The organism is Pseudomonas baetica (genome assembly GCF_051216495.1).
Taxonomy (GTDB): domain Bacteria; phylum Pseudomonadota; class Gammaproteobacteria; order Pseudomonadales; family Pseudomonadaceae; genus Aquipseudomonas; species Aquipseudomonas baetica_B.
Map to the genome: position 1 here is coordinate 25766 of NZ_JBPKAM010000020.1, position 20749 is coordinate 46514.

Below are 20749 nucleotides of genomic sequence, written 5' to 3' on the forward strand. Positions count from 1 at the left end.
GGTCGGCAGTGAGCGGCGAGAGACTCGCAGCACACGCCTGATCCTCTAACAACATTCAATGCCTGGTTCTTCACTGGAGTTAAAAATGAAACAACACATCCTGGTCGTTGGTGCGGGTTTCGGTGGCATGTGGGCAGCGGTGAGTGCGACGCGCCTGTTCAATATTCATGATCACAACAGCACCGAAGTGACGGTGCTGGCTCCCCAGGCCGAATTGCGCATTCGCCCACGCTTCTACGAACCGAACGCCCATCAACTGGCCGCGCCGATTGGCGAGTTGTTCGAAGCGGTCGGTGTGAAGTTCGTCAAAGGTGCCGCCGAGTCCATCGACGTCGCGCAAAAACGCGTTGGCTACATCGATGCTTCGGGCAACAAACAGACCATCATCTACGACAAACTCGTTCTGGCCACCGGCAGCGGCCTCGCGCTGCCAGACACCCCGGGCGTGGCTGAATATGCGTTTGATGTCGACCAGATCGAGCAGGCAGTACGCCTGGAAAATCACCTCGAATGCCTGGTCAACCAGCCAGAAAGCCCGGCGCGCAACACGGTCGTGGTGGCCGGCGGTGGCTTCACCGGGATCGAAACGGCGACTGAAATGCCGAGCCGTCTGCGCGCCATCCTGGGCGATCGCGCGGACATCAATGTGATCATCGTCGATCGCGGCAGTCAGGTGGGCGGTTCCATGGGCCCTGAAATAGCGGAAAAAATCGCTGAAGCCAGTCTCGAAACCGGCGTGAAATGGCACCTGAACGCTTCGGTTGTTGCCGTCGATGAAAACGGCGCGACACTGTCCGACGGGCAACGCATCGATGCCAAGACCGTGATCTGGACCACCGGTGTGCGTGCCAGTTCGCTGACCGCGCAGATCCCCGGCGAGCGCGATCACCTCGGTCGCCTGCATGTTGACGCGCACCTGAAAGTCATTGGCCAGGATGACATCTACGCCACCGGCGACGTGGCTTACGCCGCCACCGATGACATCGGCAACCACGCCCTGATGACCTGCCAGCACGCCATTGTGTTGGGTCGTCATGCCGGTAACAACGTGGCCGCACAGATTCTGGGCGTCGACCCGACGCCGTATCGCCAGCCGAAATACGTCACTTGCCTGGACCTGGGCGCGTGGGGCGCGGTTTACACCGAAGGCTGGGATCGCCAGGTCAAGCTGACCAAGCAGGAGGGCAAGGAGCTGAAGACGCAGATCAATACCGTGTGGATTTATCCGCCGGTGGCGGATCGTGATGTTGCCTGGGCGGCGGCGGATCCTTTGATTCCGATTGCTTAAGTTTTTCCCATAACGCTGGTCATTTCAGCGGATCCCGCCCGAGTGTTTACTGGGCGGGATTTTTTTTGGATGAACGCCGCAACGGCACCCAATCCCCTGTAGGAGCGAGCATGCTCGCGATGGACGTCAACGATAACGCTTTGAATTTGAATGAAAGCGTTGTCCTGGCGTTTTTCGCGAGCATGCTCGCTCCTACAGTTGGACTGCCGTAAGAGCTAAATCTGCCCTTTATCCCCCCATCATCAAATCATTGCCACTGTGAAATTCTTCATGTATTTTTTCATGAAATTACAACGATAAAATTTCACGGAACCGGTCATGTTTCAGCAATCCACCCAGCACGTCGCCAGCTACTACGCCCACACCTGCGTCCATCAGGTGAAAAACCGTGCGCCTTTGGTGGGTGAGCAAGACACCGAAGTGCTGATCATCGGCGCTGGCTTCAGTGGGTTACACACCGCATTGCGCCTGGCCCTGGCGGGCAAGCGCGTGACTGTGCTGGAAGCCAGTCGGGTGGCCTGGGCGGCTTCGGGGCGCAATGGCGGGCAGGCCATTCTGGGCTGGTCCTGCGACATGCCGCCGTTGGAAGCTGCGCTGGGTTACGAGCGTGCGCGACGGTTGTGGGACGGCATGCGCTGGGCGGCGCGGGAGTTGCGTGAGCTGCCTGCGCGGCATGGTTTCGATTGTGACTACCGGGCTGGCCACCTCTGGACCTCGGTGATGCCACGGCGGGTCAGCCTGCTGACCGAATGGCAGCACGAAGCCAGCCACAAGTGGGGACACGATGGTTTGCAATTCATTGAGCGCACGCAGTTGCCCGAGTGGGTCGCCAGCAATCGTTACCAGGCTGGTCTATTCGATCCTGAAGGCGGGCATTTGAATCCATTGAAATTGGCGTTGGGACTGGCCGCGGCGTTCGAGCGGGCCGGTGGTGTGATTCATGAGCAAAGCAAGGCGCTGGATTATCGCGAGGATGGCGACGGGTACGTTGTGAACACTGAGCGCGGTCGCATTCGCGCCGATGTGCTGGTACTGGCCTGCAATGCTTACCTCGATCGGCTCGACCCGCAGCTCTCCAGTTGTGTATTGCCTGTCGGCACCTATCAGGTGGCCACGGCACCATTGTCCGAAGCACAAGCCGTCGCATTGTTGCCAAGCAATGCCTGCGTCACCGACAACCAGTTCGTGCTCGATTATTTCCGCCGCACGCCGGACAACCGCTTGCTGTTCGGCGGTGGTTGCACTTACCTGGGCGGCATGCCGAAGGACATCGCGGGCGCCACCCGGCCGTGCCTGGAGCGGGTATTCCCGCAACTCAAGGGCGTCGAGCTGGAATTCGCTTGGGGCGGGCACATCGACCTGACTCTCAAACGCACGCCCGACATTGGCCGGCGCGGTGATCTGTACTGGTTGCAGGGCTATTCCGGACACGGCGTTCTGCCGACACTGGCCGGGGCGCGGGCTGTGTCCGATGCGATCCTCGGTCAGCCGGACGAGCTGGCGCTGTATCAAGGGTTGACCAACGGCAGCTTTCCCGGCGGCAAGTGCATGGCTGCACCACTGGAAGCCATCGGCAAGGCCTGGTACCGGCTGCGCGACAGCATTTGAAACGGCCATTTCTGGAAGCCATTAGATGGACATGCAAGAAGAGATTTCAGCGCTGGCGATCCTGATCCAGGACCTGCGCAAACACAAGAAATACACCCTGAAGGAATTGGCGGACAGAATCGGCCGCTCTGTGGGCTTTCTATCGCAGGTTGAGCGCGGGATCTCCCGGCCGACAGTGGCGGACCTGACCGCCATCAGCGAAACCCTGGGCGTGCCAACCACCTATTTTTACAGCCTGCCCAAGCCCATGGCATTGCCCTGGGTGACCCGGCCGGACGAACGCCGCACCCTGTATTACGCCGACGGGATCACCGACATCCTGGTCTCGCCGAAAATGCGCGCGTCCTTTTCCATGCTCGAAAGCCAATTGGAACCGGGCGCCAGCAGTGGTGACCGGCACATGAATGACAGCTCGGAGCAGGGCGGCTATGTCCTGGAAGGGGAGTTGACGCTGTGGCTGGACAACGACGAGCCGGTCACCTTGCACGCCGGCGACAGTTTCCAGCTGGCCAGCCATGCCCATTGCCGCTACGGCAACCTCTCAGACCAATTGACCCGCGTACTTTGGGTTTACACCTGATAAATACAACAAGGTAAAGAACGATGGATGCTGTGTGTTCTGATCTGCTGGCCGAAGTACGAAGCTTTCGTCAGCGTCACCCCGAAGTGCGCTTCGTCGACCTGATTTCCCTGGACATTCCAGGGCATTTCTACGGCAAGCGTTACCCGATCGAGATGCTGGAAAAAGTCGCGGCCGGCAGCGCGCTCAAGTTGCCGCAGAACTGCGTATTGCTCGGCACTCAGGGCGGGCTGTTCAAGATCGGCGATTATTGCTTCAACGACGGCGATCCCGATGCACCGCGGCGCTTGGTACCCGGCACGCTCAAGTTGGTGAGCTGGGAGCAACAACCGCTGGGGCAGATGCTGATCACGTCCGACGGCACGCAAAAGCCAATTGAGTTCGAGCCGCGTGAAGTGTTGGCACAGGTACTCGAGCGGCTAAACCGCAAAGGGATTTTCCCTGGCGTGGCGTTCGAACTGGAGTTCTACCTGTTCGACAGCCACCTGCGCGATGGCCTGCCGCAGTTCGCCCGCGATCCGCTGACCGGCGATGCCGATGATCAGCCGAACATGCACATCGAACGGCTCTCGCGATTTGCGCCTGTGCTCGATGACATGGTCGAGACTGCGCGCATGCAAGGCATCGATGCCACGGTGATCACCGCCGAGTTGGGTCCCGGTCAGTTCGAAATCAATTTCGGGCACCTGGATGACGGATTGCGCGCGGCCGACTGGGCGGCGCTGTTCTGCCGCAGCACCCGTGGCGTGGCGCTCAAACACGGCTATCGCGCCAGTTTCATGTCCAAGCCCTACTTGCAGCACCCCGGCAGCGGCATGCATGTGCATGTGAGCCTGTACGACAAGGCAGGCAACAACCTGCTGGCGGCGAACGGGCAACAAGCACTGCGTCACGCCGTGGCCGGTTGCCTGGATGTGTTGCCCCATTGCATGCCGATCTTTGCCCCGAATCACAACGCCATGCGCCGTTTGAGTGGCACGGTGAACGTGGCATCACGCGCCAGCTGGGGTTTTGAAGACCGTGACGCCTGCCTGCGCGTACCGGAATCAGACGCGAAAAACCTGCGCATCGAACATCGTCTGTCCGGCGCGGATGCCAACCCTTATCTGGTGCTTGCGGCCATCCTGGTGGGGTTGGAGCAAGGCCTGGAAAACGCTCGCGAACCGATTGCCCCGCTTAATGAGGACCGCAGCAGCGGTATCGATTTCCCGTTGGAAATGCTGGAGGCCGTGCGCTCCATGCAAAGCCATGCAACAGTGCGCGAAGGTTTGGGGGCGGAGTTTGTCGATGTGTATTGCGAGAACAAGCGCCAGGACCATTTGGCATTCATGCACGACATCAGTGCGCGGGAATACCGCTGGTATCTCTAATTAATGTCGATTCGAGGTTAACCTTAAAAAATATCTGGATATTTAAGGGGTTATGAATTTTAGTAACCAAACGGTTAACTAAAATATCTTGTTACAGTGGGAAATATCCCGTAATATCCGCGCCGCGTTCACCACCACGGTTTATGCATTTTTAAGTCCCGGGCGTCCATCAGCTGCCCGGGATTTTTTTTGCCTGAAATTTGGCATCGAGGGTCGCTGGAAACGCGAGCGTCAGATCTAATATTCAAAAAAGATCTATATGGATAATTATTTATTCCTTTTGTTGTGATCAAAGGCAGTGCAACTTGACCGCCGCCTTCCCGTCATCAAGAGGTTTTCATGCCAAATCGATACAAGCATTCAGCAGTGACCCTATTGGCTGCATCCGCGGCGGCATTCGGCGTATTGCTCAGTCCCGGGGCTCAGGCCGAAGGCAAGATCAGCATCGCCCAGCAATTCGGGATCGGTTACCTGATCCTGGATGTGGTGCGCGATCAGCAGCTCATCGAGAAACAGGGCAGGGCACAAGGCCTCGACATCAAGGTCGACTGGAACAGCATCTCTGGTGCCACGGCGATGAACGAGGCGCTGTTGGCGGGTGCGCTGGATGTGGTCTCGGCGGGCGTGCCGCCGATGCTGACCGTCTGGGACCGGACCAAAGGCAAGCAGAACGTCAAGGCCATCGCCTCGCTGGGATCGATGCCCAACTATTTGCTGACCAACAACCCGAACGTGAAGACCCTCAAGGACTTCACCGAAAAGGACCGCATTGCGGTGCCGGCCGCCGGTGTCGGCTTCCAGTCGCGCACACTGCAGATCGAAACAGCCAAACAGTTCGGGAATGACCAGTACAAAAAGTTCGACGACATCTCGATCAGCCTGCCGCACCCGGATGCGACGGCAGCGCTCATCGCTGGAGGTTCGGAAATCAGCTCGCATTTCTCCAGCCCGCCTTTCCAGTACCAGGCGCTGCAAAGCCCCAACGTGCATAAAGTGCTGAGTTCCTACGACGTACTGGGTGGCCAGGCTACGTTCAACGTGCTGTACACCACTGAAAAATTCCACGACGAAAACCCGAAAACCTACAAGGCGTTCTACAACGCGCTGGCCGAAGCCGAGCAAATCATCAAGGCCGACAAATCCGCCGCGGCCCAGACCTACATCCGCGTCGAGCAATCGAAATTGCCGCTGCCGCTGGTTGAGAACATCGTAAACGACCCCGAAATCGACTTCACGGTGGTGCCTCAGCGCACGGCGGTCTATGCCGAAAAATTGCAGGCGTTGGGCGTGTTGAAAAACAAGGCAGACAGTTGGAAAGACTACTTTTTCGAAGAAGCGCATGGTGGTGCGGGCAGTTGAAGAGGGATCGCGGGGTCAAAAAACATGAAAAAACCCGGCTGATCAGGCCGGGTTTTTGTTGATGCGGTGGAGCGATGTCATCAGGCGACGGTATGGCCTTGCAGATGGTCCGAGCCATCGGCGGCGACACGGTTGCCTTGCAGGTGGTCAGAGCCATCGGCGGCGACGCGGTTGCCTTGCAGGTGATCCGAACCATCGGCGGCGACACGGTTGCCTTGCAGGTGGTCGGAGCCATCGGCGGCGACGCGGTTGCCTTGCAGGTGGTCCGAACCATCAGCTGCGACAGCGCGTTTTTCCAGCAGGCGATCAGCGCCTCCTTCAGCGACACGATTCTGGATCAAACGATCCGAACCCCCTTCAGCGACACGACTTTCGATCAGACGATCCGAGCCGCCTTCGGCGACTACAGGTTGAGCAGAGGTAGCGGCAAAAGCGTTAACTGCGAAAACCGAGAAAGCGATGCTGAGAAGGGTTTGGCGTTTCATGATCGTGTGCTCCAGGGTGTTATCGGTTGGTATGGAGCAGATGTTACGCCGCAGGATTTTTAAGAGAACTTCATTGAGTTGATGGTGACTATTGATGCAGTCAATGGTTGTGAGCCAATCTCAAATCCCTGTGGGAGCTGGCTTGCCAGCGATGGCGATCCTTCAGCCAACGATGATGTCGACTGACACGCCCTCATCGCGAGCAGGCTCGCTCCCACAGGTCTAGAGCGCTAGCGGGAGATGATCCCGTGATCGATGGCGTATTTGACCAGGGCCGCCGGCTTGTCGATGTTGAGCTTGCGACGGATGCTCAGGCGATGGGTTTCCACCGTGCGCACACTGATGTCCAGTTCCCGGGCCATTTCCTTGTTGTTCAAGCCTTGGGCCATTTTGTACAGCACCTGGCTTTCGCGAGGCGTCAGCTCATTGTCGGTGCCTTTATCGGCAATCAGCCGCTGGGCGATTTCGGCGCTGTAGAAGGTGCCGCCGCTGGTGATGGCTTCGATGGCCGCAATGATTTCCCGCGACGGGGCATTCTTCAACACATAGCCGCTGGCGCCGGAGCGTACCGACTCACTCACGTACTCGTAGTTATCGTACATGCTCAGCACCAGCACCTTGAGCGACGGGTATTGGCTGCGCAGCACGCGGGTCAGCTCCAGGCCGTTCATGTCCCGCAGGCTGATGTCGACCAGTAACAGATCCGGCTGGCAGCGCCCGACCATCTCTATCGCCTCGGCGCCGTTTTCGGCTTCGCCCACCACTTCCAGGGGCGACATCACGGCCAGCAGGGCCTTGATGCCGTCACGGACCAGGGAGTGATCGTCGACCAACGCAACACGGATCGGGGAGGGCAGGTTCATCACAGGCATTCACTCTTGTTGTTTTGGACGGCGTCAGCGTTTTTCGCCGGGCAATTTCATTGGCAGCAGAACGTCCAGCTCACTGTGTCCCGGCATCGATGTCAGGTCAAAGCGGCCGCCAAAATGTTCGACGCGCTCGCGAATGTTACGCAAACCGATGCCTGCGTGGCCACGTTCGACCTCGGCAACGTCGAAACCAATGCCGTCATCGACCACTGTCAGGCGCACATTGTCTTCAGTACCGCGCAGGCTAATGGAGACGTTTTTCGCATGGGCATGACGTTCAATATTGGTCAGGCCTTCCTGCACGATGCGGAACAGGGAGACCGCTGCGCCATCGACCAAATGGCAGTCGAATTCGTTGTCGTTGTAGGTCACCCGCAGGCCGCTGCGTTGCTCGAACTCCTCGGCCAGTTGTCCGATGGCCGCCGGCAGTCCCAGGGTGTCGAGCAGTGATGACCGCAGGTCGTGTGACAGGCTGCGCACTTCACCAATCGCTTCACCCAGGCGCTCGGTGGCGTCGCGCAGAATGGCCAATCCCTTCTCTTGGCCCTTGTCCTGGCCATTCTCCAATACATGGCTGGCCAGTTCGAACTGAAACTTGATCGACACCAACACCTGGCTGATCCCGTCATGCAGCTCGCGAGACACCCGTGATCGCTCTTCTTCCTGCAGGCTGACGATGCGCTGGGTCAGGCGCTGCAGTTTTTTGTCCGCCAAACGATGCTCGCTGACATTCAAGGTCATGCCGGTGGCGAAGACAAACAGCACCGCTACCAGTGCGACCACGGCAATCGCCATCATGGTCTTGCGGATGCCCATGGCCACTTCGGCCCGGGCTTGCTGGGTGGCGCGTTCGACGTCCTCCAGGTAAATGCCGGTGCCGAGCATCCAGCCCCAGCGATCCAGCATGACTACGTAGGCGAGCTTGTCCGTCACCTGGCCGGAGGAGGGTTTGTTCCAGGCATAGCGTTGATAACCTTCGCCCGATTGCGCACTTTTGAGCAGCGCCTGAATCACCGGCAGGCCGTGGGGGTCTTTCATGTCCCACAGGTATTTGCCCACCAGCTCCGACTGCCGCGCGTGCATCAGGCTGCGACCTTCATGGTCGTAGACAAAGAAATAACCGTTGATGCCGAAACTGAGTTTGCGCAGTTCTTCCAGGACTTTTTGCTGGGCCTGTGCGTCACCGTGGCCGTCGTCGTACAGCGGCTCGATCAGGCTTTGCGCCATTTCCACGTAGTTTTTCAGTTCCGCGCGCTTGCTCGCCAGAATGCTGTCTTCGATCAGTTGCGCCTGTTGATCGCCCAGTTGCCGGTTCAGGGAAATCACCAGCGCGCAGATGACGGCAATGGCCAGCACCAGCGGCAGAATCCCCAGAGCGACGATCTTGTGTTTGAGCTGCATCAGTGCTCCTGGCCGGAACGAGGGATGGCAAAGGCCCGGCATCATATGCCAAACATACGCCCTGTAGGAGCGAGCTTGCTCGCGATGGTATTCCAGGCGCCGAGTGGTATCGGCTGTACCTTTTTCGCGAGCAAGCTCGCTCCTACAGGGGAGATGCGTATCTACGTAGAACTACGTAGACATCACGTACGTAGTAACGCGGATTTATTTGTGGACGGCATGCGCGGATATTGGGCCAGCTCCGCACAGCGGACACAATTATAAAAATTACCGCCGCAGTCCATTGGCTGTGGCAGGAGACACGCTATGCCCCGTCTGGCTAAACACCTCGCCTGGTTTGCCGTGGCTGTCCTGGGAGCGATTGCGCTGAGTGTCGTGGCCCTGCGCCGCGGTGAAGCGATCAACGCCCTCTGGATCGTCGTCGCAGCTGTCGCTATCTACCTGGTTGCCTACCGTTACTACAGCCTGTTCATCGCCAATAAAGTGATGCAGCTCGACCCCCGTCGAGCGACCCCGGCTGTGCTCAACAACGATGGTCTGGACTACGTCCCGACCAACAAACACGTACTCTTCGGTCACCACTTCGCGGCCATCGCCGGCGCGGGGCCTTTGGTCGGCCCGGTATTGGCAGCACAAATGGGTTACCTGCCCGGAACGCTGTGGCTGATTGCCGGCGTGGTGCTGGCCGGTGCCGTTCAGGACTTCATGGTTCTGTTCATGTCCACCCGCCGCAACGGCCGCTCCCTGGGCGATATGGTCCGTGAAGAAATGGGCCGCATTCCCGGCACCATCGCGCTGTTCGGCTGCTTCCTGATCATGATCATCATCCTCGCGGTGCTGGCGCTGATCGTGGTCAAGGCCCTGGCCGATAGCCCGTGGGGCATGTTCACAGTGATGGCGACCATCCCGATCGCGATGTTCATGGGCATTTACATGCGCTACATCCGCCCGGGCCGCATCGGTGAGATCTCAGTGATCGGTGTGTTGCTGCTGCTGGGTTCGATCTGGCTGGGCGGGCAGATTGCCGCCGATCCGGTGTGGGCCAAGGCCTTCACGTTCACCGGCGTGCAGATCACCTGGATGCTGATCGGCTATGGTTTTGTCGCGGCGGTACTGCCGGTGTGGCTGATCCTCGCACCCCGTGACTACCTGTCGACTTTCCTGAAGATCGGCACCATCGTCGCCCTGGCCATCGGCATTCTGGTGACCATGCCCGAGCTGAAAATGCCAGCGCTGACCCAGTTCATCGACGGCACCGGCCCGGTATGGAAGGGCGGTCTGTTCCCATTCCTGTTCATCACCATCGCCTGTGGCGCGGTGTCCGGTTTCCACGCGCTGATCGCCTCCGGCACCACGCCGAAGTTGCTGGCCAGCGAAGGCCATGCCCGTTACATCGGTTACGGCGGCATGTTGATGGAATCCTTCGTGGCGATCATGGCCATGGTCGCTGCCTCGGTGATCGATCCGGGCGTGTACTTCGCCATGAACAGCCCGGCCGCCGTAGTCGGTGCCGATGCCGTTGCCGTCGCGCAAACCGTCAGCAGTTGGGGCTTTGCAATCACGCCTGAGGCGCTGCAAGCGGTGGCCCACGACATCGGTGAAACCACCATCCTGGCCCGTGCCGGCGGTGCGCCGACTCTTGCGGTGGGTATCGCGCAGATCCTGCACCACGTATTGCCGGGTGAAAACACCATGGCGTTCTGGTACCACTTCGCGATCCTGTTCGAAGCGCTGTTCATCCTGACCGCGGTCGACGCCGGTACCCGTGCCGGGCGCTTCATGCTGCAGGACTTGCTCGGTTCCTTCGTGCCCGCGCTGAAACGCACCGAATCCTGGACCGCCAACCTGATCGCCACCGCCGGTTGCGTGGCCATGTGGGGTTACCTGCTGTACCAGGGCGTGATCGATCCATTGGGCGGTATCAACACCTTGTGGCCGCTGTTCGGCATCTCCAACCAGATGCTGGCCGGTATCGCCCTGATGCTCGGCACCGTGGTGCTGATCAAGATGAAGCGCCAGCGTTACGTGTGGGTGACCTTGCTGCCGGCGGTCTGGCTGCTGATCTGCACCACCACCGCCGGCTTCATCAAGCTGTTCGACGCCAACCCGGCGATCGGCTTCCTGTCCCTGGCGAAAAAGTACAGCGATGCCCTGGCCAACGGTCAGGTGCTGGCCCCGGCGAAGAACATCGATCAGATGCAACACGTGATCTTCAACGCGTACACCAACGCGACGCTGACTGCGCTGTTCCTGTTCGTGGTGTTCAGCATCCTGTTCTTCGCGCTCAAGGTCGGCGTCGCCGCCTGGGGCACCAAGGAACGCACGGATAAAGAAGCGCCTTACCAGGCATTGCCGCAGAACTGATCGAGGATTTGCCGCATGTTCAATGACCTCAGTCGCCTCGGAAAATACCTTGGTCAGGCCGCGCGCCTGATGGTCGGCATGCCCGACTACGACAACTACGTCGAGCACATGCAGAGCAAGCACCCGGACAAGCCGGTGATGGACTACGAGGCGTTCTTCCGCGAACGCCAGGAAGCCCGTTACGGCAGCAAGGCGGGGCCGAAGTGTTGTTGAGTGAATAGAAAAACCCGGCTCAAAGGCCGGGTTTTTTTATGAAACGGTAATGCCGCTATGCATTCGAATCGTTCGATACCGTTAATAGTCACCTTGCGAGCGCTGAACATCGGCCTTGCGGTTGCCGGGCGGAAGCTCCCGGCCTGGTATCCGCATGGCTTGATCAGCCACCTTGGCCTTGTGTATCAGCCGGCAGAGGATCGCGGCGACGGCGATTGCCAGCAGCAGCCAGCCAATCAGGACTTTCAGGAGCATGGCGTTTCCTCTCGCGGCAAACTTTCTTCATGAGCGCCGGCATCCCTCCAGCAGTCAGCAATTCTGATCATCGTATCCTTTCATGACAATGCCGAGTGTTGAATCCGCAAGCCGCTTCGGCGCGCGGATCCATGGACCAGGCTTTGCTTCATCTTTATCGGCGGGTTTCCCATCATCTTGACGATCGTCGGAAGGTTTCCGGGCATTTGGCTTTGCGACCATGCGACTCATTTTCACGGCGTCCCTTGAGCTGCGTCAGCACGACCCGCAAAAATCCCTATTGAAATCCCCGTTTTGCAATCCGCTGGGATAGCCGTTTGCCATGCGTATCGGTATGCTCTTGGCGTTCACAAATGCCAATGATTAACAACCACAGTGAATCCATGAGCCCATCAGACTCGCGTGCGAATGTCCTAGCGCTTTATCCGGAAGACTCCCGCGAGGCGGCGGCGCTGCTCAAGCAAGCCGTACCCCTGATGGTTCGCCACAATATCCCGCCCAATCCGGTGCATTACGCACTGTGGTACACCTACAGCAAGGGTCAGGACCCGGAGCTCAATCGCCATCTGGATCGTGTAGTCAGGGACTTCGACGGTTGCCCGCCAGAGTCAGCGACAAGGCTTTTTCGCGAGTACATCATTCGTGACGAGCTCGAAGATGCCCGCGCCGAGCAGCAGCAGGTCGTCAATCTGGTCGATGGCATGGAGCGCGATGTTTCGCGCAGTGTGCAGGGCAGTGTCAATTTCCAGAACCGTCTCGGGCGGTGCCTGGAAATGCTGGAGGAACCGGTCAGCGAGCGGTTGCCGGGCATCCTGAGCGAGCTGCAGCAGAGCACCCGGCTGATGCAAAGTCAGCAGGAGCACTTCCTCGCGCAGTTGCAATCGGCGCAAAACGAGATCAAGACCCTGCGGGACAAACTGGAACGCGCGCAACAGGCCGCGACCCTGGATGGTTTGACCGAGCTGCTCAATCGGACAGCCTTCACCCGCCGGCTGGAAAAAGCATTGGCCAAGGGCACGCGAAGCATAGCGCTGGTGATGCTGGATATCGATCACTTCAAGCAATTCAACGATCAATATGGCCACCTATTGGGCGACCGGGTGCTGCAGCATGTTGGTCAGGTATTACGCGGTGCTCTGGTGGCGAATGCGTTTGCAGGGCGTTACGGAGGTGAGGAGTTTTGCGTGGTGCTCGAAGACTGCGCCGACCTCGACAGCGCCTGTGCCTTTGCCGAGCAATTGCGTTTGAAGGTGCAGTCGCTGCGAATCAAAGCGCGGGGGACAGACACCGTACTCGACACCATCACCGCGTCCTTCGGCGTAGCCTTTGTGGAGGCGGGCGATGACATGGAAAGCTTGCTGACCCGTGCTGATGACGGCTTGTATCAGGCCAAGCGCAATGGGCGCAATCGTGTTCATGCCATGCACAAAGCCCCGGCCTGATCTGCCCCCCTGTGGGAGCGAGCCTGCTCGCGAAAGCAGTATGTCAACCAACATCGGCGTTGACTGACACTCCCTCTTCGCGAGCAGGCTCGCTCCCACATTCAGAGTTTTTCCAGGATTATTGACCATCTACGCTGCGCGGTAATCCCAGAGGATTAAGATCGCGCAACGCTTCGGGCAGCAATGCCTGCGGAAAGCCCTGGTAGGTCACCGGGCGCAGGAAACGCTCGATCGAGGTCATGCCCACCGAGGTGAAGCGGCTGTCCGACGAGGCCGGGAACGGTCCGCCGTGAATGGTGGCGAAGGACACTTCCTGCGGATGGGCGAAGGCGTTGACCACGATCCGTCCGGTGCGCCGTTCCAGCACCGGCAGCAAGCGTCGGGCCAGCTCCATATCCCCCTGTTCAAGATGCATGGTCGCGCTGAGCTGGCCACGAAGCGAGCGGGCGACCACGAACAGTTCAGCCTCATCCCTGACCTTCACCAGTAGCGCCGCCGGACCGAACACTTCATGGGCCAGTGCCTTTTCGGCCAGGAAGCGCTGGCCGTCGACTTCAAGCAACCCTGATCGACCATCAAGGTCGCCATGAGCAGCCGAACCCTCGGCAACAAGCTGTGCCCCCGCGCTTTGCAGTTGATCGAGACCGCTGAGGTACGCCCCGTGAATCCCCGGTGTCAGCATCGGGCGTGCCGGAGCGTCGGCCACACGCTTGATCATGGCCGCACGCATTGCCTCGAACCCCGCGCCTTCGACCGCGATCAGGATCGCCGGTTTGAGGCAGGCCTGGCCGACATTGACCAACATGCGCTCGACGAAGCCATCACCGATCTGCGCTCCTCGTACGGCGAGTGCCTCGGGCAAGATGAACGTGGGGTTGACGCTGGTCATCTCGGTAAACACCGGAATCGGATCCGGGCGCAATTGCGCGCGGCGATACAGGGCCATACCGCCCTGTTCGGAACCGGTGAAGGTCACGGCCTTGATCAGCGGATGGTCCACCAGCGCCTCGCCGATGGCATTGCCGGCTCCGCGTACCATCGAGAAAACGCCTTCCGGCAAGCCGCTGTCTCGCACGGCTTGGCGGATGGCGCGGGCCTGAATTTCCGAGGATCCCGGATGAGCGTTGTGAGCCTTGACGATGACCGTCGCGCCCGCCGCCAGCGCCGAAGCGGTATCACCGCCGGCGACCGAGTAGCTGATGGGGAAGTTGCTCGCGCCGAAGACGGCCACCGGACCAATGGCGATTTTCTGCAGGCGGTGATCCATGCGCGGGCGTGGCTGGCGATCGGGTTGCGCCGGGTCGATGGCCAGGTGCAGGAAACGACCTTTGCGTACGACGTCGGCGAACTGGCGGAACTGGGTGGCCGCCTTCGTCGCTTCGCCCTGGAGCTGGGCTTCGGGCAGGCCGGTTTCCAGTGCGGTACGAGCTGCCAGTTCCTGGCTCACGGCGTCGAGGTTGTCGGCGATACGCTCAAGGAATGCCGAACGCTCGACCAGCGAGGTATGGCTGTAGTGGTCGAAGGCCTCGTCGGCGAGGTTCGCTGCCAGGTCGACCTCCGCAGCGCCGCCGAGGGCGAAGTCCGGCTCGATGAACTGATTTGTAGCGGGGTTGAGGGCCTTCAGGGTGCCTTCGCTGGCAGGGACTTCGTTGGCGCCGATCAAAAAGTTTCCGGTCAACTTCATGGTTGGCCTACCAGATTCAGGGTGGCGATGAGTTGTTCCGTCGTCACAATCGAATGGGCGAACGTAGGGCCGTTCAGCTCATGGGCGGCATGCATCATTTCCGGCTTGAACGCGGCGGTGGCGTCGCGCACCAAGGTGACGTGATAGCCCAGTTCCTGCGCATAGCGAGCGGTGGCTTCGATACAGGTATTGGCCAGCAGGCCGACGATGATCACGTGGGTGATGCCTTTTTGCTTGAGGCGAAAATCAAGGTCGGTGTTGGCAAATCCGCTCGACCCCCAATGCTCCGAAGCAATGATGTCGCCTTCCTTTGGCGCGAAATCCGGATGCCACTCGCCGCCCCATTCGCCGCGGGCGAAGTGGTGCATGTGCTGGATTTTGCATTGGGAAGGACTCGGGTGATCCCAGTTTTCATAATCACCTTTTTCCCAACGACGGTGCGGTACGATGACCACCTGAATGTCGAGGGCGCGGACAGCAGCGTCGAGGCTTCGCAGGTTGTCGAGCAAGCCGTTTTGCTCGGCAATCGGCTTGAGCAAGGGGAAGACCTTGCCGCCTTCGGACAGGAAATCGTTATAGGGATCGACCAGCAGGTAGGCCGTGCGATCAAGCGGGTAGGCGGCATTCGACATGACGAATTCTCCACGGATGTAGGTTGACCGGTGCCGTGGTCTTACCTCGGCATGGTGCAGATATGATAATCATAGTTACTAGAAAAGAGGCAAGCCTGCATGGCCGTAAAAAAGAGTAGTCCCGATACCTTGTGCCCGATTGCGCGGGCCGAAGACATCGTCGGAGATCGATGGACGGTGTTGGTGCTGCGCGAATTGTTCATGCGTAACCACCGATACGACGAGATCCAGGCGCAGACCGGCGGCACGCCGCAAATGGTCGCGGGGCGCTTGAAAAGCCTGGAAGCTGACGGGATGGTCGAACGTCGCGCCTACAACCAGCGACCGCTGCGCTACGAGTACCACCTGACGGCCAAAGGCGAGGCGTTTTACTCGGTGGTGCTGGCGTTGCGTGCCTGGGGTGAAACCTGGTGCAAATCGGAGGAGGAAGAGTTGGCGGTGCGCTACACCCACAAGACCTGCGGGCACGACGCCGGGCTAGGGCCGCTTTGCGGGCATTGTGGAGAAGTGTTGCGGCGTGAAGAGCTGGTCAGCGAGCCTTCAGAGGCTTATGCCCAGGAACGGATAGAACGGCGCGAAGCGTTCAAGAGCTGAGCGTATTACCCCTTGTGGGAGCGAGCCTGCTCGCGAAGAGCGTCGAGACACCGCGAGCTTTCAGGCGGGGCGCGTTATCGTTGGCGTCCTTCGCGAGCAGGCTCGCTCCCACAGGTAACTATTCGTTCGAGTAATAGTGACCATCATCAATCGCAAGTTCTGTTGCCTGCAGGAAACCGGGAAAATCGCGCCCATCCAAAACACCTTCCAGGAACCGGCGCGATGAATATCCATACCCGACTGGCGCTTGCCACTGCCTTGCTGTTGTCGGGCTGTGCTTCAACCCCCAACGACCCCACACTGACCTTGCAGACGAAGAAGGCCCCGGCGGATTACGCGCACTGCGTCTTGCCGAAGCTGCAGGAAAACTCGCTGAACGCGACGGTCTCGGAAACCCAGCGCAGTTACCGAATTGTGGTAGCTAGCAAAGTCGCGGCCAATGATGTGCTCGAAGCCTACAAAACGTCGGACGGTGGCAAGGTGTTCCTGTACGAACGCGCACTGCTGGCCTCGACGTTCGGGCCGTCCTCCCTTGAGCGTGCAGCGCAGGCGTGTCTCTGACAGCTCGCGCGGGTTATTCCCGATGATTTTTCTTGATTGAACAACCGTTCATTTTCGGTTGCATCGAAGTCACGCGTCTCGATATAGTGGCAAAATAATATCAACTATAAATCACTTGCCAGCAGGGCTGCTGCATTCACATCTTCGCACGGGCTGTGCTGGCTGACGTATCGCTCATTCGAGAATGCCTATGCCTAATCGCTCACTGCACTTCAAGCTGTTTTGGACGGCGCTGATTGGAACTGTTGTCGTCATGGCGCTGCTGTTGGGTTCCATCGCCTACATCGCCTATGGCTCCTCCGTCAAAGAAACCTCTGCCCTGGTCGATACCATCGTCAAGGCCAATGCCAAGGAGGTGGAAGTCGAACTCGGCAGCGGTTTTACCGTGGCCGAATCCCTGGCCAGCGTCGCCACGGCGATGCGACAACAACAGGTCGACCGCAAGACCGCCGATGCCTTGACCCGCCAGATGTTCGAAGCCAATCCCAAGCTTTTGGGGCTTGGGCAGTATTGGGAGCCGGACGCGTTCGACGGCAAGGACAGTGAGTTCGTCAACCAGCCCAACCACGATGCTACGGGTCGCTACCTGACCTGGTGGAACCGTTCCGGCGGCACGGTGAAATCCGAGGCGCTGAGCGGTTACTCCCCGGAAAACGCCGACAACCAGTACTACTATCGCCCGCTGCATACCCGCCAGCCATGGGCATCCGAACCCTACGCCTACAGCGCGGGCGGTGGCCAGCAGATGATGCTGGTATCGATCATGGTGCCGCTGTTGCAGGGCGGCAAAGCGATGGGAGTGGCGGGGGTCGATATCCCGCTGGAAAGTATCAACCGTCAGCTCGCGAAAATCGATGCCTACAAAGGCTATGGCGCGCTGGTATCCAGTGATGGCCTGTACGCGAGCCATCCCGATGCCAAGCGCCTGAGCCAGCCGGCCGACGAGTTACCGGCCGCTGCCAAGGACGCCATCAAGGCAGGCCAGCCTTACAGTTTCGACCGCGATGGCTGGGGCTACGTGCTGCAACCGGTGCGTATTGGCAAGGCGCCGAACTATTGGGCATTGATGGTCGCTTATCCGCTGGCCGAAGCCATGGCCGGCATCAATCATTTCCTCTACACCGCCGTGGTGATCGGCCTGGTGGCGTTGCTGGTGTTGGCCATTGTGTTGTGGCACTTGCTGGCGTGGCAGATTCGCCCGCTGTCCGGCCTGACGGTCGGCATCCAGGCTTGGGAAGGCGAATTGGGCCTGCGTTTCGAACAGCGCAGCGGCGATGAAACCGGCAAGCTGGCCGGTGCGTTCAACCAGTTCATCCAGCGCCTGGGCGATCTGGTGGGCTCGATTCGCCACAGCAGCACAACGCTGATGCAGATCTCAAATCACTTGGGCGATACCACCCAGGCCGTCGCTGAGCGGGCGACTTCGCAGCACACCGCCACCGAGGAAATGGCCAGCGGCGTCACCGCCCTGGCACATTCGGTGACCGAGATGTCCCAGCAGGCCGAAGACGTGGAGCAACTGGCGCGCAACACCGAAGTGCTGACCACCAATATCTCCACCGACATGAGCCAGACCCTGGCCGGTATTACCCATATCGACCAGACCATGGACGTGGTCGCCGGCGCCGTGGGCGATCTGGAGAAACGCTCGCAGCAGATCGCCGGGATCATCGCGGTGATTCGCAGCATCGCCGACCAGACCAATCTATTGGCCCTCAACGCGGCAATCGAAGCGGCGCGGGCAGGGGAGCAGGGCCGTGGGTTTGCGGTGGTGGCCGATGAAGTGCGGCAGCTGGCCGAACGCACCAGTCGCTCCACCGGTGAAATCGGCGACATGATCGGGGCCATCGGTTCGGACGTGCGCAACACCGTGGCCAATGTCCAGCAAGTCGGCGAAGCGGTGCGTCTGGGGGTGGTGCAATTGACCACCTCGGCCCAGGGCGTTGATCAGATCCGTCAGCATGCCCAGGACATCCTCACACGCATCAGCGAAGTGGCGCGCCAGACCCAGAGCCAGGCGGCGACCGGTGAGCAGTTGTCCGTGGCGATCCAGGGCGTCAGCCGCATCTCCGAACAAAACGATCAGGCGATCCGCAGTCTGCTGGATCAGTCGGTGCAACTGCGCGACCAGGCTGGCTCGCTGAGCCAGCAACTGACGCAGTTCAGGGATTGAAAATTAGATCTTTAGCCTGACCCTCTGTGGGAGCGAGCCTGCTCGCGAAGACGTCGGCACATTCAGCTTTGATGTGACTGATACACCGCTTTCGCGAGCAGGCTCGCTCCCACAGGGATTGCGATGATCGGCATCAGGACCCAGTGAGGTTTCATAAGTTGTGATGGACCTGTTTCGCAGCACCCCGATCGCTCAGCCCCTGGCCGCCCGTTTGCGTGCGGCCAACCTGGATGAGTACGTCGGTCAGGAGCACGTGCTCGCTCGCGGCAAGCCGTTGCGCGAAGCCCTGGAGCAGGGTGCCCTGCATTCGATGATTTTCTGGGGGCCGCCGGGGGTGGGCAAGACCACGTTGGCGAAGCTGCTGGCGGAAGTGTCTGACGCGCACTTTGAAACGGTGTCGGCCGTGCTGGCGGGGGTCAAGGAAATTCGTCAGGCGGTGGAAATCGCCAAGCAGCAGGCCGCACAGTATGGCCGGCGCACGATTCTGTTCGTTGACGAAGTGCACCGTTTCAATAAGTCCCAACAGGATGCTTTCCTGCCTTTCGTCGAGGATGGCACGCTGATTTTCATCGGTGCGACCACGGAAAACCCGTCCTTCGAACTCAACAACGCCTTGTTGTCCCGTGCCCGGGTTTATGTCCTGAAAAGTCTCGACGAGACAGCGCTGCGCAAACTGGTACACCGCGCGTTGACCGAAGAGCGGGGCTTGGGAAAACGCAATCTGACCCTCAGCGACGAAGGCTTTCAGATGTTGCTGTCGGCTGCCGATGGCGACGGACGGCGCCTGCTCAACCTGCTAGAAAACGCCTCGGACCTTGCCGACGACAACAGCGAAATCGGCGTCGATCTGCTGCAGAGCTTGCTGGGCGATACCCGTCGTCGTTTCGACAAGGGTGGCGAGGCCTTCTACGACCAGATTTCCGCGCTGCACAAATCGGTGCGCGGCTCCAATCCCGACGCTGCGTTGTACTGGTTCGCGCGCATGATCGACGGTGGCTGCGATCCGCTGTACCTGGCCCGGCGCGTGGTACGTATGGCCAGTGAAGACATCGGTAACGCCGATCCGCGCGCCCTGAGCCTGTGTCTGGCGGCATGGGAAGTGCAGGAGCGCCTGGGCAGTCCCGAAGGTGAATTGGCGGTGGCGCAGGCCATTACCTACCTGGCTTGCGCGCCGAAAAGCAACGCGGTGTACATGGGCTTCAAGACTGCGCTGCGTGCCGCCGCCGAACACGGTTCGCTGGAAGTGCCGCTGCACTTGCGCAACGCGCCAACCAAGCTGATGAAACAGCTGGGCTACGGCGACGAATATCGTTACGCACACGATGAACCGGATGCCTACGCCGCCGGGGAAGACTATTTCCCGGAAGAACTCGACCCAATCCCGTTCTATCAGCCGGTGCCCCGTGGCCTGGAGCTGAAAATCGGTGAAAAGCTCAATCACCTGGCGCAACTCGATCGTTTAAGCCCCCGGCAGCGGAGAAAATAGTGATTCAGACGATTCTTGCGGTGTCCGTGGCCGGCATCGCTGGTACATTACTGCGTTTCGCCACCGGCAACTGGGTCAGTGCCAATTGGCCCCGGCATTTTTATACGGCTACCCTTGCTGTCAATCTGGTGGGCTGTCTGATCATCGGCGTGTTGTACGGGCTGTTTCTGACGCGCCCGGAAGTACCGATCGAAATTCGCGCCGGCCTGATTGTAGGTTTTGTAGGGGGTCTGACGACCTTTTCATCTTTTTCACTGGATACGTTGCGCCTGCTGGAAAGCGGGCAGGCACCGATAGCCTTCGGTTATCTGGCCATCAGCGTATTCGGCGGGCTGCTCGCCACCTGGGCCGGCCTGTCCTTGACCAAACTTTGATAACGAGAGAC

Annotated in this window: 20 protein-coding genes; 13 read left to right on the plus strand and 7 right to left on the minus strand. The window is 59.7% G+C overall.

The genetic code is table 11. The annotated features are described in order from the left end of the window. Positions 1–85: 85 nt before the first annotated feature. From ACSFE6_RS10095 to ACSFE6_RS10115, 5 genes are all read left to right on the plus strand, one after another. Positions 86–1288, plus strand: coding sequence for an NAD(P)/FAD-dependent oxidoreductase (locus ACSFE6_RS10095; RefSeq protein WP_435427462.1), 1203 nt, complete (start codon positions 86–88; stop codon positions 1286–1288). A gap of 318 nt (positions 1289–1606) precedes the next feature. Further along, positions 1607–2896, plus strand: coding sequence for an NAD(P)/FAD-dependent oxidoreductase (locus tag ACSFE6_RS10100; protein ID WP_435427463.1), 1290 nt, complete (start codon positions 1607–1609; stop codon positions 2894–2896). A 25-nt stretch (positions 2897–2921) separates the two neighbouring features. Continuing rightward, entirely contained in the window at positions 2922–3476 is a 555-nt protein-coding gene (locus ACSFE6_RS10105; protein WP_435427464.1) for a helix-turn-helix domain-containing protein, read from the plus strand. A gap of 23 nt (positions 3477–3499) precedes the next feature. Further along, positions 3500–4846 carry a glutamine synthetase family protein gene (locus ACSFE6_RS10110; RefSeq protein ID WP_435427465.1) on the plus strand — a complete coding sequence of 449 codons (1347 nt, stop codon included), beginning with the start codon at positions 3500–3502 and terminating at the stop codon, positions 4844–4846. Positions 4847–5185: 339 nt separating this feature from the next. After that, positions 5186–6205 carry an ABC transporter substrate-binding protein gene (locus tag ACSFE6_RS10115; RefSeq protein WP_435427466.1) on the plus strand — a complete coding sequence of 340 codons (1020 nt, stop codon included), beginning with the start codon at positions 5186–5188 and terminating at the stop codon, positions 6203–6205. An 80-nt stretch (positions 6206–6285) separates the two neighbouring features. Here the strand turns inward: ACSFE6_RS10115 and ACSFE6_RS10120 are convergent, their stop codons facing one another. The 3 genes from ACSFE6_RS10120 to ACSFE6_RS10130 all read right to left on the minus strand — a co-directional run bounded on the left by ACSFE6_RS10120 (position 6286) and on the right by ACSFE6_RS10130 (position 8960). After that, the gene (locus tag ACSFE6_RS10120) at positions 6286–6690 is read right to left on the minus strand and encodes a hypothetical protein (protein WP_435427467.1); all 405 of its coding nucleotides are present in this window, start codon (positions 6688–6690) and stop codon (positions 6286–6288) included. Between the two features lie 230 nt (positions 6691–6920). Further along, positions 6921–7553 (minus strand): response regulator, encoded by a 633-nt coding sequence (locus ACSFE6_RS10125; RefSeq protein ID WP_435427468.1) that lies wholly within the window; start codon positions 7551–7553, stop codon positions 6921–6923. A 33-nt stretch (positions 7554–7586) separates the two neighbouring features. Continuing rightward, the gene (locus ACSFE6_RS10130; RefSeq protein ID WP_435427469.1) at positions 7587–8960 is read right to left on the minus strand and encodes a cache domain-containing protein; all 1374 of its coding nucleotides are present in this window, start codon (positions 8958–8960) and stop codon (positions 7587–7589) included. A gap of 306 nt (positions 8961–9266) precedes the next feature. On the opposite strand from ACSFE6_RS10130, the gene ACSFE6_RS10135 reads away from it, so the two are divergent. Both ACSFE6_RS10135 and ACSFE6_RS10140 read left to right on the plus strand, forming a co-directional pair. After that, the gene (locus ACSFE6_RS10135; RefSeq protein WP_435427470.1) at positions 9267–11324 is read left to right on the plus strand and encodes a carbon starvation CstA family protein; all 2058 of its coding nucleotides are present in this window, start codon (positions 9267–9269) and stop codon (positions 11322–11324) included. Between the two features lie 15 nt (positions 11325–11339). Continuing rightward, complete coding sequence (locus ACSFE6_RS10140) at positions 11340–11537, plus strand: YbdD/YjiX family protein (RefSeq protein ID WP_008051268.1); 198 nt, start codon at positions 11340–11342, stop codon at positions 11535–11537. An 81-nt stretch (positions 11538–11618) separates the two neighbouring features. Here ACSFE6_RS10140 and ACSFE6_RS10145 read toward each other — a convergent pair whose 3' ends face one another. After that, positions 11619–11792 carry a hypothetical protein gene (locus ACSFE6_RS10145; RefSeq protein ID WP_435427471.1) on the minus strand — a complete coding sequence of 58 codons (174 nt, stop codon included), beginning with the start codon at positions 11790–11792 and terminating at the stop codon, positions 11619–11621. A 54-nt stretch (positions 11793–11846) separates the two neighbouring features. Then, positions 11847–12023 carry a hypothetical protein gene (locus ACSFE6_RS10150; RefSeq protein ID WP_435427472.1) on the minus strand — a complete coding sequence of 59 codons (177 nt, stop codon included), beginning with the start codon at positions 12021–12023 and terminating at the stop codon, positions 11847–11849. A 152-nt stretch (positions 12024–12175) separates the two neighbouring features. Here ACSFE6_RS10150 and ACSFE6_RS10155 point away from each other — a divergent pair, with 152 nt between their 5' ends. Continuing rightward, positions 12176–13234, plus strand: a complete 1059-nt coding sequence (locus tag ACSFE6_RS10155) for a GGDEF domain-containing protein (protein WP_435427473.1) — start codon at positions 12176–12178, stop codon at positions 13232–13234. Between the two features lie 118 nt (positions 13235–13352). On the opposite strand, the gene ACSFE6_RS10160 is transcribed toward ACSFE6_RS10155, so the two are convergent. Continuing rightward, on the minus strand, positions 13353–14918 hold the full coding sequence (locus tag ACSFE6_RS10160) for an aldehyde dehydrogenase (NADP(+)) (RefSeq protein ID WP_435427474.1): 1566 nt from the start codon (positions 14916–14918) through the stop codon (positions 13353–13355). Next, positions 14915–15550 (minus strand): isochorismatase family cysteine hydrolase, encoded by a 636-nt coding sequence (locus ACSFE6_RS10165; RefSeq protein WP_435427475.1) that lies wholly within the window; start codon positions 15548–15550, stop codon positions 14915–14917. The genes ACSFE6_RS10160 and ACSFE6_RS10165 overlap by 4 nt, the downstream gene beginning before the upstream one ends. Positions 15551–15649: 99 nt before the next feature. On the opposite strand from ACSFE6_RS10165, the gene ACSFE6_RS10170 reads away from it, so the two are divergent. From ACSFE6_RS10170 to crcB, 5 genes are all read left to right on the plus strand, one after another. Next, complete coding sequence (locus tag ACSFE6_RS10170; RefSeq protein WP_435427476.1) at positions 15650–16144, plus strand: winged helix-turn-helix transcriptional regulator; 495 nt, start codon at positions 15650–15652, stop codon at positions 16142–16144. A gap of 222 nt (positions 16145–16366) precedes the next feature. Next, the gene (locus ACSFE6_RS10175) at positions 16367–16705 is read left to right on the plus strand and encodes a hypothetical protein (RefSeq protein WP_435427477.1); all 339 of its coding nucleotides are present in this window, start codon (positions 16367–16369) and stop codon (positions 16703–16705) included. Between the two features lie 190 nt (positions 16706–16895). After that, positions 16896–18878, plus strand: a complete 1983-nt coding sequence (locus tag ACSFE6_RS10180) for a methyl-accepting chemotaxis protein (RefSeq protein ID WP_435427478.1) — start codon at positions 16896–16898, stop codon at positions 18876–18878. 163 nt (positions 18879–19041) lie between these two features. Continuing rightward, positions 19042–20364, plus strand: a complete 1323-nt coding sequence (locus tag ACSFE6_RS10185) for a replication-associated recombination protein A (RefSeq protein WP_435427479.1) — start codon at positions 19042–19044, stop codon at positions 20362–20364. Continuing rightward, positions 20364–20738 carry a fluoride efflux transporter CrcB gene (gene crcB, locus ACSFE6_RS10190; RefSeq protein ID WP_095192697.1) on the plus strand — a complete coding sequence of 125 codons (375 nt, stop codon included), beginning with the start codon at positions 20364–20366 and terminating at the stop codon, positions 20736–20738. Before ACSFE6_RS10185 ends, crcB begins: the two co-directional genes overlap by 1 nt. Positions 20739–20749: the final 11 nt, after the last annotated feature.

Coding starts and splice junctions, on each gene's coding strand:
- ACSFE6_RS10145 (WP_435427471.1), bottom strand. CDS start 11,792: ATGCTCCTGAAAGTCCTGATTGGCTGGCTGCTGCTGGCAATCGCCGTC.
- ACSFE6_RS10170 (WP_435427476.1), top strand. CDS start 15,650: ATGGCCGTAAAAAAGAGTAGTCCCGATACCTTGTGCCCGATTGCGCGG.
- ACSFE6_RS10185 (WP_435427479.1), top strand. CDS start 19,042: ATGGACCTGTTTCGCAGCACCCCGATCGCTCAGCCCCTGGCCGCCCGT.
- ACSFE6_RS10100 (WP_435427463.1), top strand. CDS start 1,607: ATGTTTCAGCAATCCACCCAGCACGTCGCCAGCTACTACGCCCACACC.
- ACSFE6_RS10155 (WP_435427473.1), top strand. CDS start 12,176: ATGAGCCCATCAGACTCGCGTGCGAATGTCCTAGCGCTTTATCCGGAA.
- ACSFE6_RS10120 (WP_435427467.1), bottom strand. CDS start 6,690: ATGAAACGCCAAACCCTTCTCAGCATCGCTTTCTCGGTTTTCGCAGTT.
- ACSFE6_RS10135 (WP_435427470.1), top strand. CDS start 9,267: ATGCCCCGTCTGGCTAAACACCTCGCCTGGTTTGCCGTGGCTGTCCTG.
- ACSFE6_RS10180 (WP_435427478.1), top strand. CDS start 16,896: ATGCCTAATCGCTCACTGCACTTCAAGCTGTTTTGGACGGCGCTGATT.
- ACSFE6_RS10160 (WP_435427474.1), bottom strand. CDS start 14,918: ATGAAGTTGACCGGAAACTTTTTGATCGGCGCCAACGAAGTCCCTGCC.
- ACSFE6_RS10125 (WP_435427468.1), bottom strand. CDS start 7,553: ATGAACCTGCCCTCCCCGATCCGTGTTGCGTTGGTCGACGATCACTCC.
- ACSFE6_RS10130 (WP_435427469.1), bottom strand. CDS start 8,960: ATGCAGCTCAAACACAAGATCGTCGCTCTGGGGATTCTGCCGCTGGTG.
- ACSFE6_RS10115 (WP_435427466.1), top strand. CDS start 5,186: ATGCCAAATCGATACAAGCATTCAGCAGTGACCCTATTGGCTGCATCC.
- ACSFE6_RS10095 (WP_435427462.1), top strand. CDS start 86: ATGAAACAACACATCCTGGTCGTTGGTGCGGGTTTCGGTGGCATGTGG.
- ACSFE6_RS10165 (WP_435427475.1), bottom strand. CDS start 15,550: ATGTCGAATGCCGCCTACCCGCTTGATCGCACGGCCTACCTGCTGGTC.
- ACSFE6_RS10140 (WP_008051268.1), top strand. CDS start 11,340: ATGTTCAATGACCTCAGTCGCCTCGGAAAATACCTTGGTCAGGCCGCG.
- ACSFE6_RS10175 (WP_435427477.1), top strand. CDS start 16,367: ATGAATATCCATACCCGACTGGCGCTTGCCACTGCCTTGCTGTTGTCG.
- ACSFE6_RS10150 (WP_435427472.1), bottom strand. CDS start 12,023: ATGAGTCGCATGGTCGCAAAGCCAAATGCCCGGAAACCTTCCGACGAT.
- ACSFE6_RS10110 (WP_435427465.1), top strand. CDS start 3,500: ATGGATGCTGTGTGTTCTGATCTGCTGGCCGAAGTACGAAGCTTTCGT.
- ACSFE6_RS10105 (WP_435427464.1), top strand. CDS start 2,922: ATGGACATGCAAGAAGAGATTTCAGCGCTGGCGATCCTGATCCAGGAC.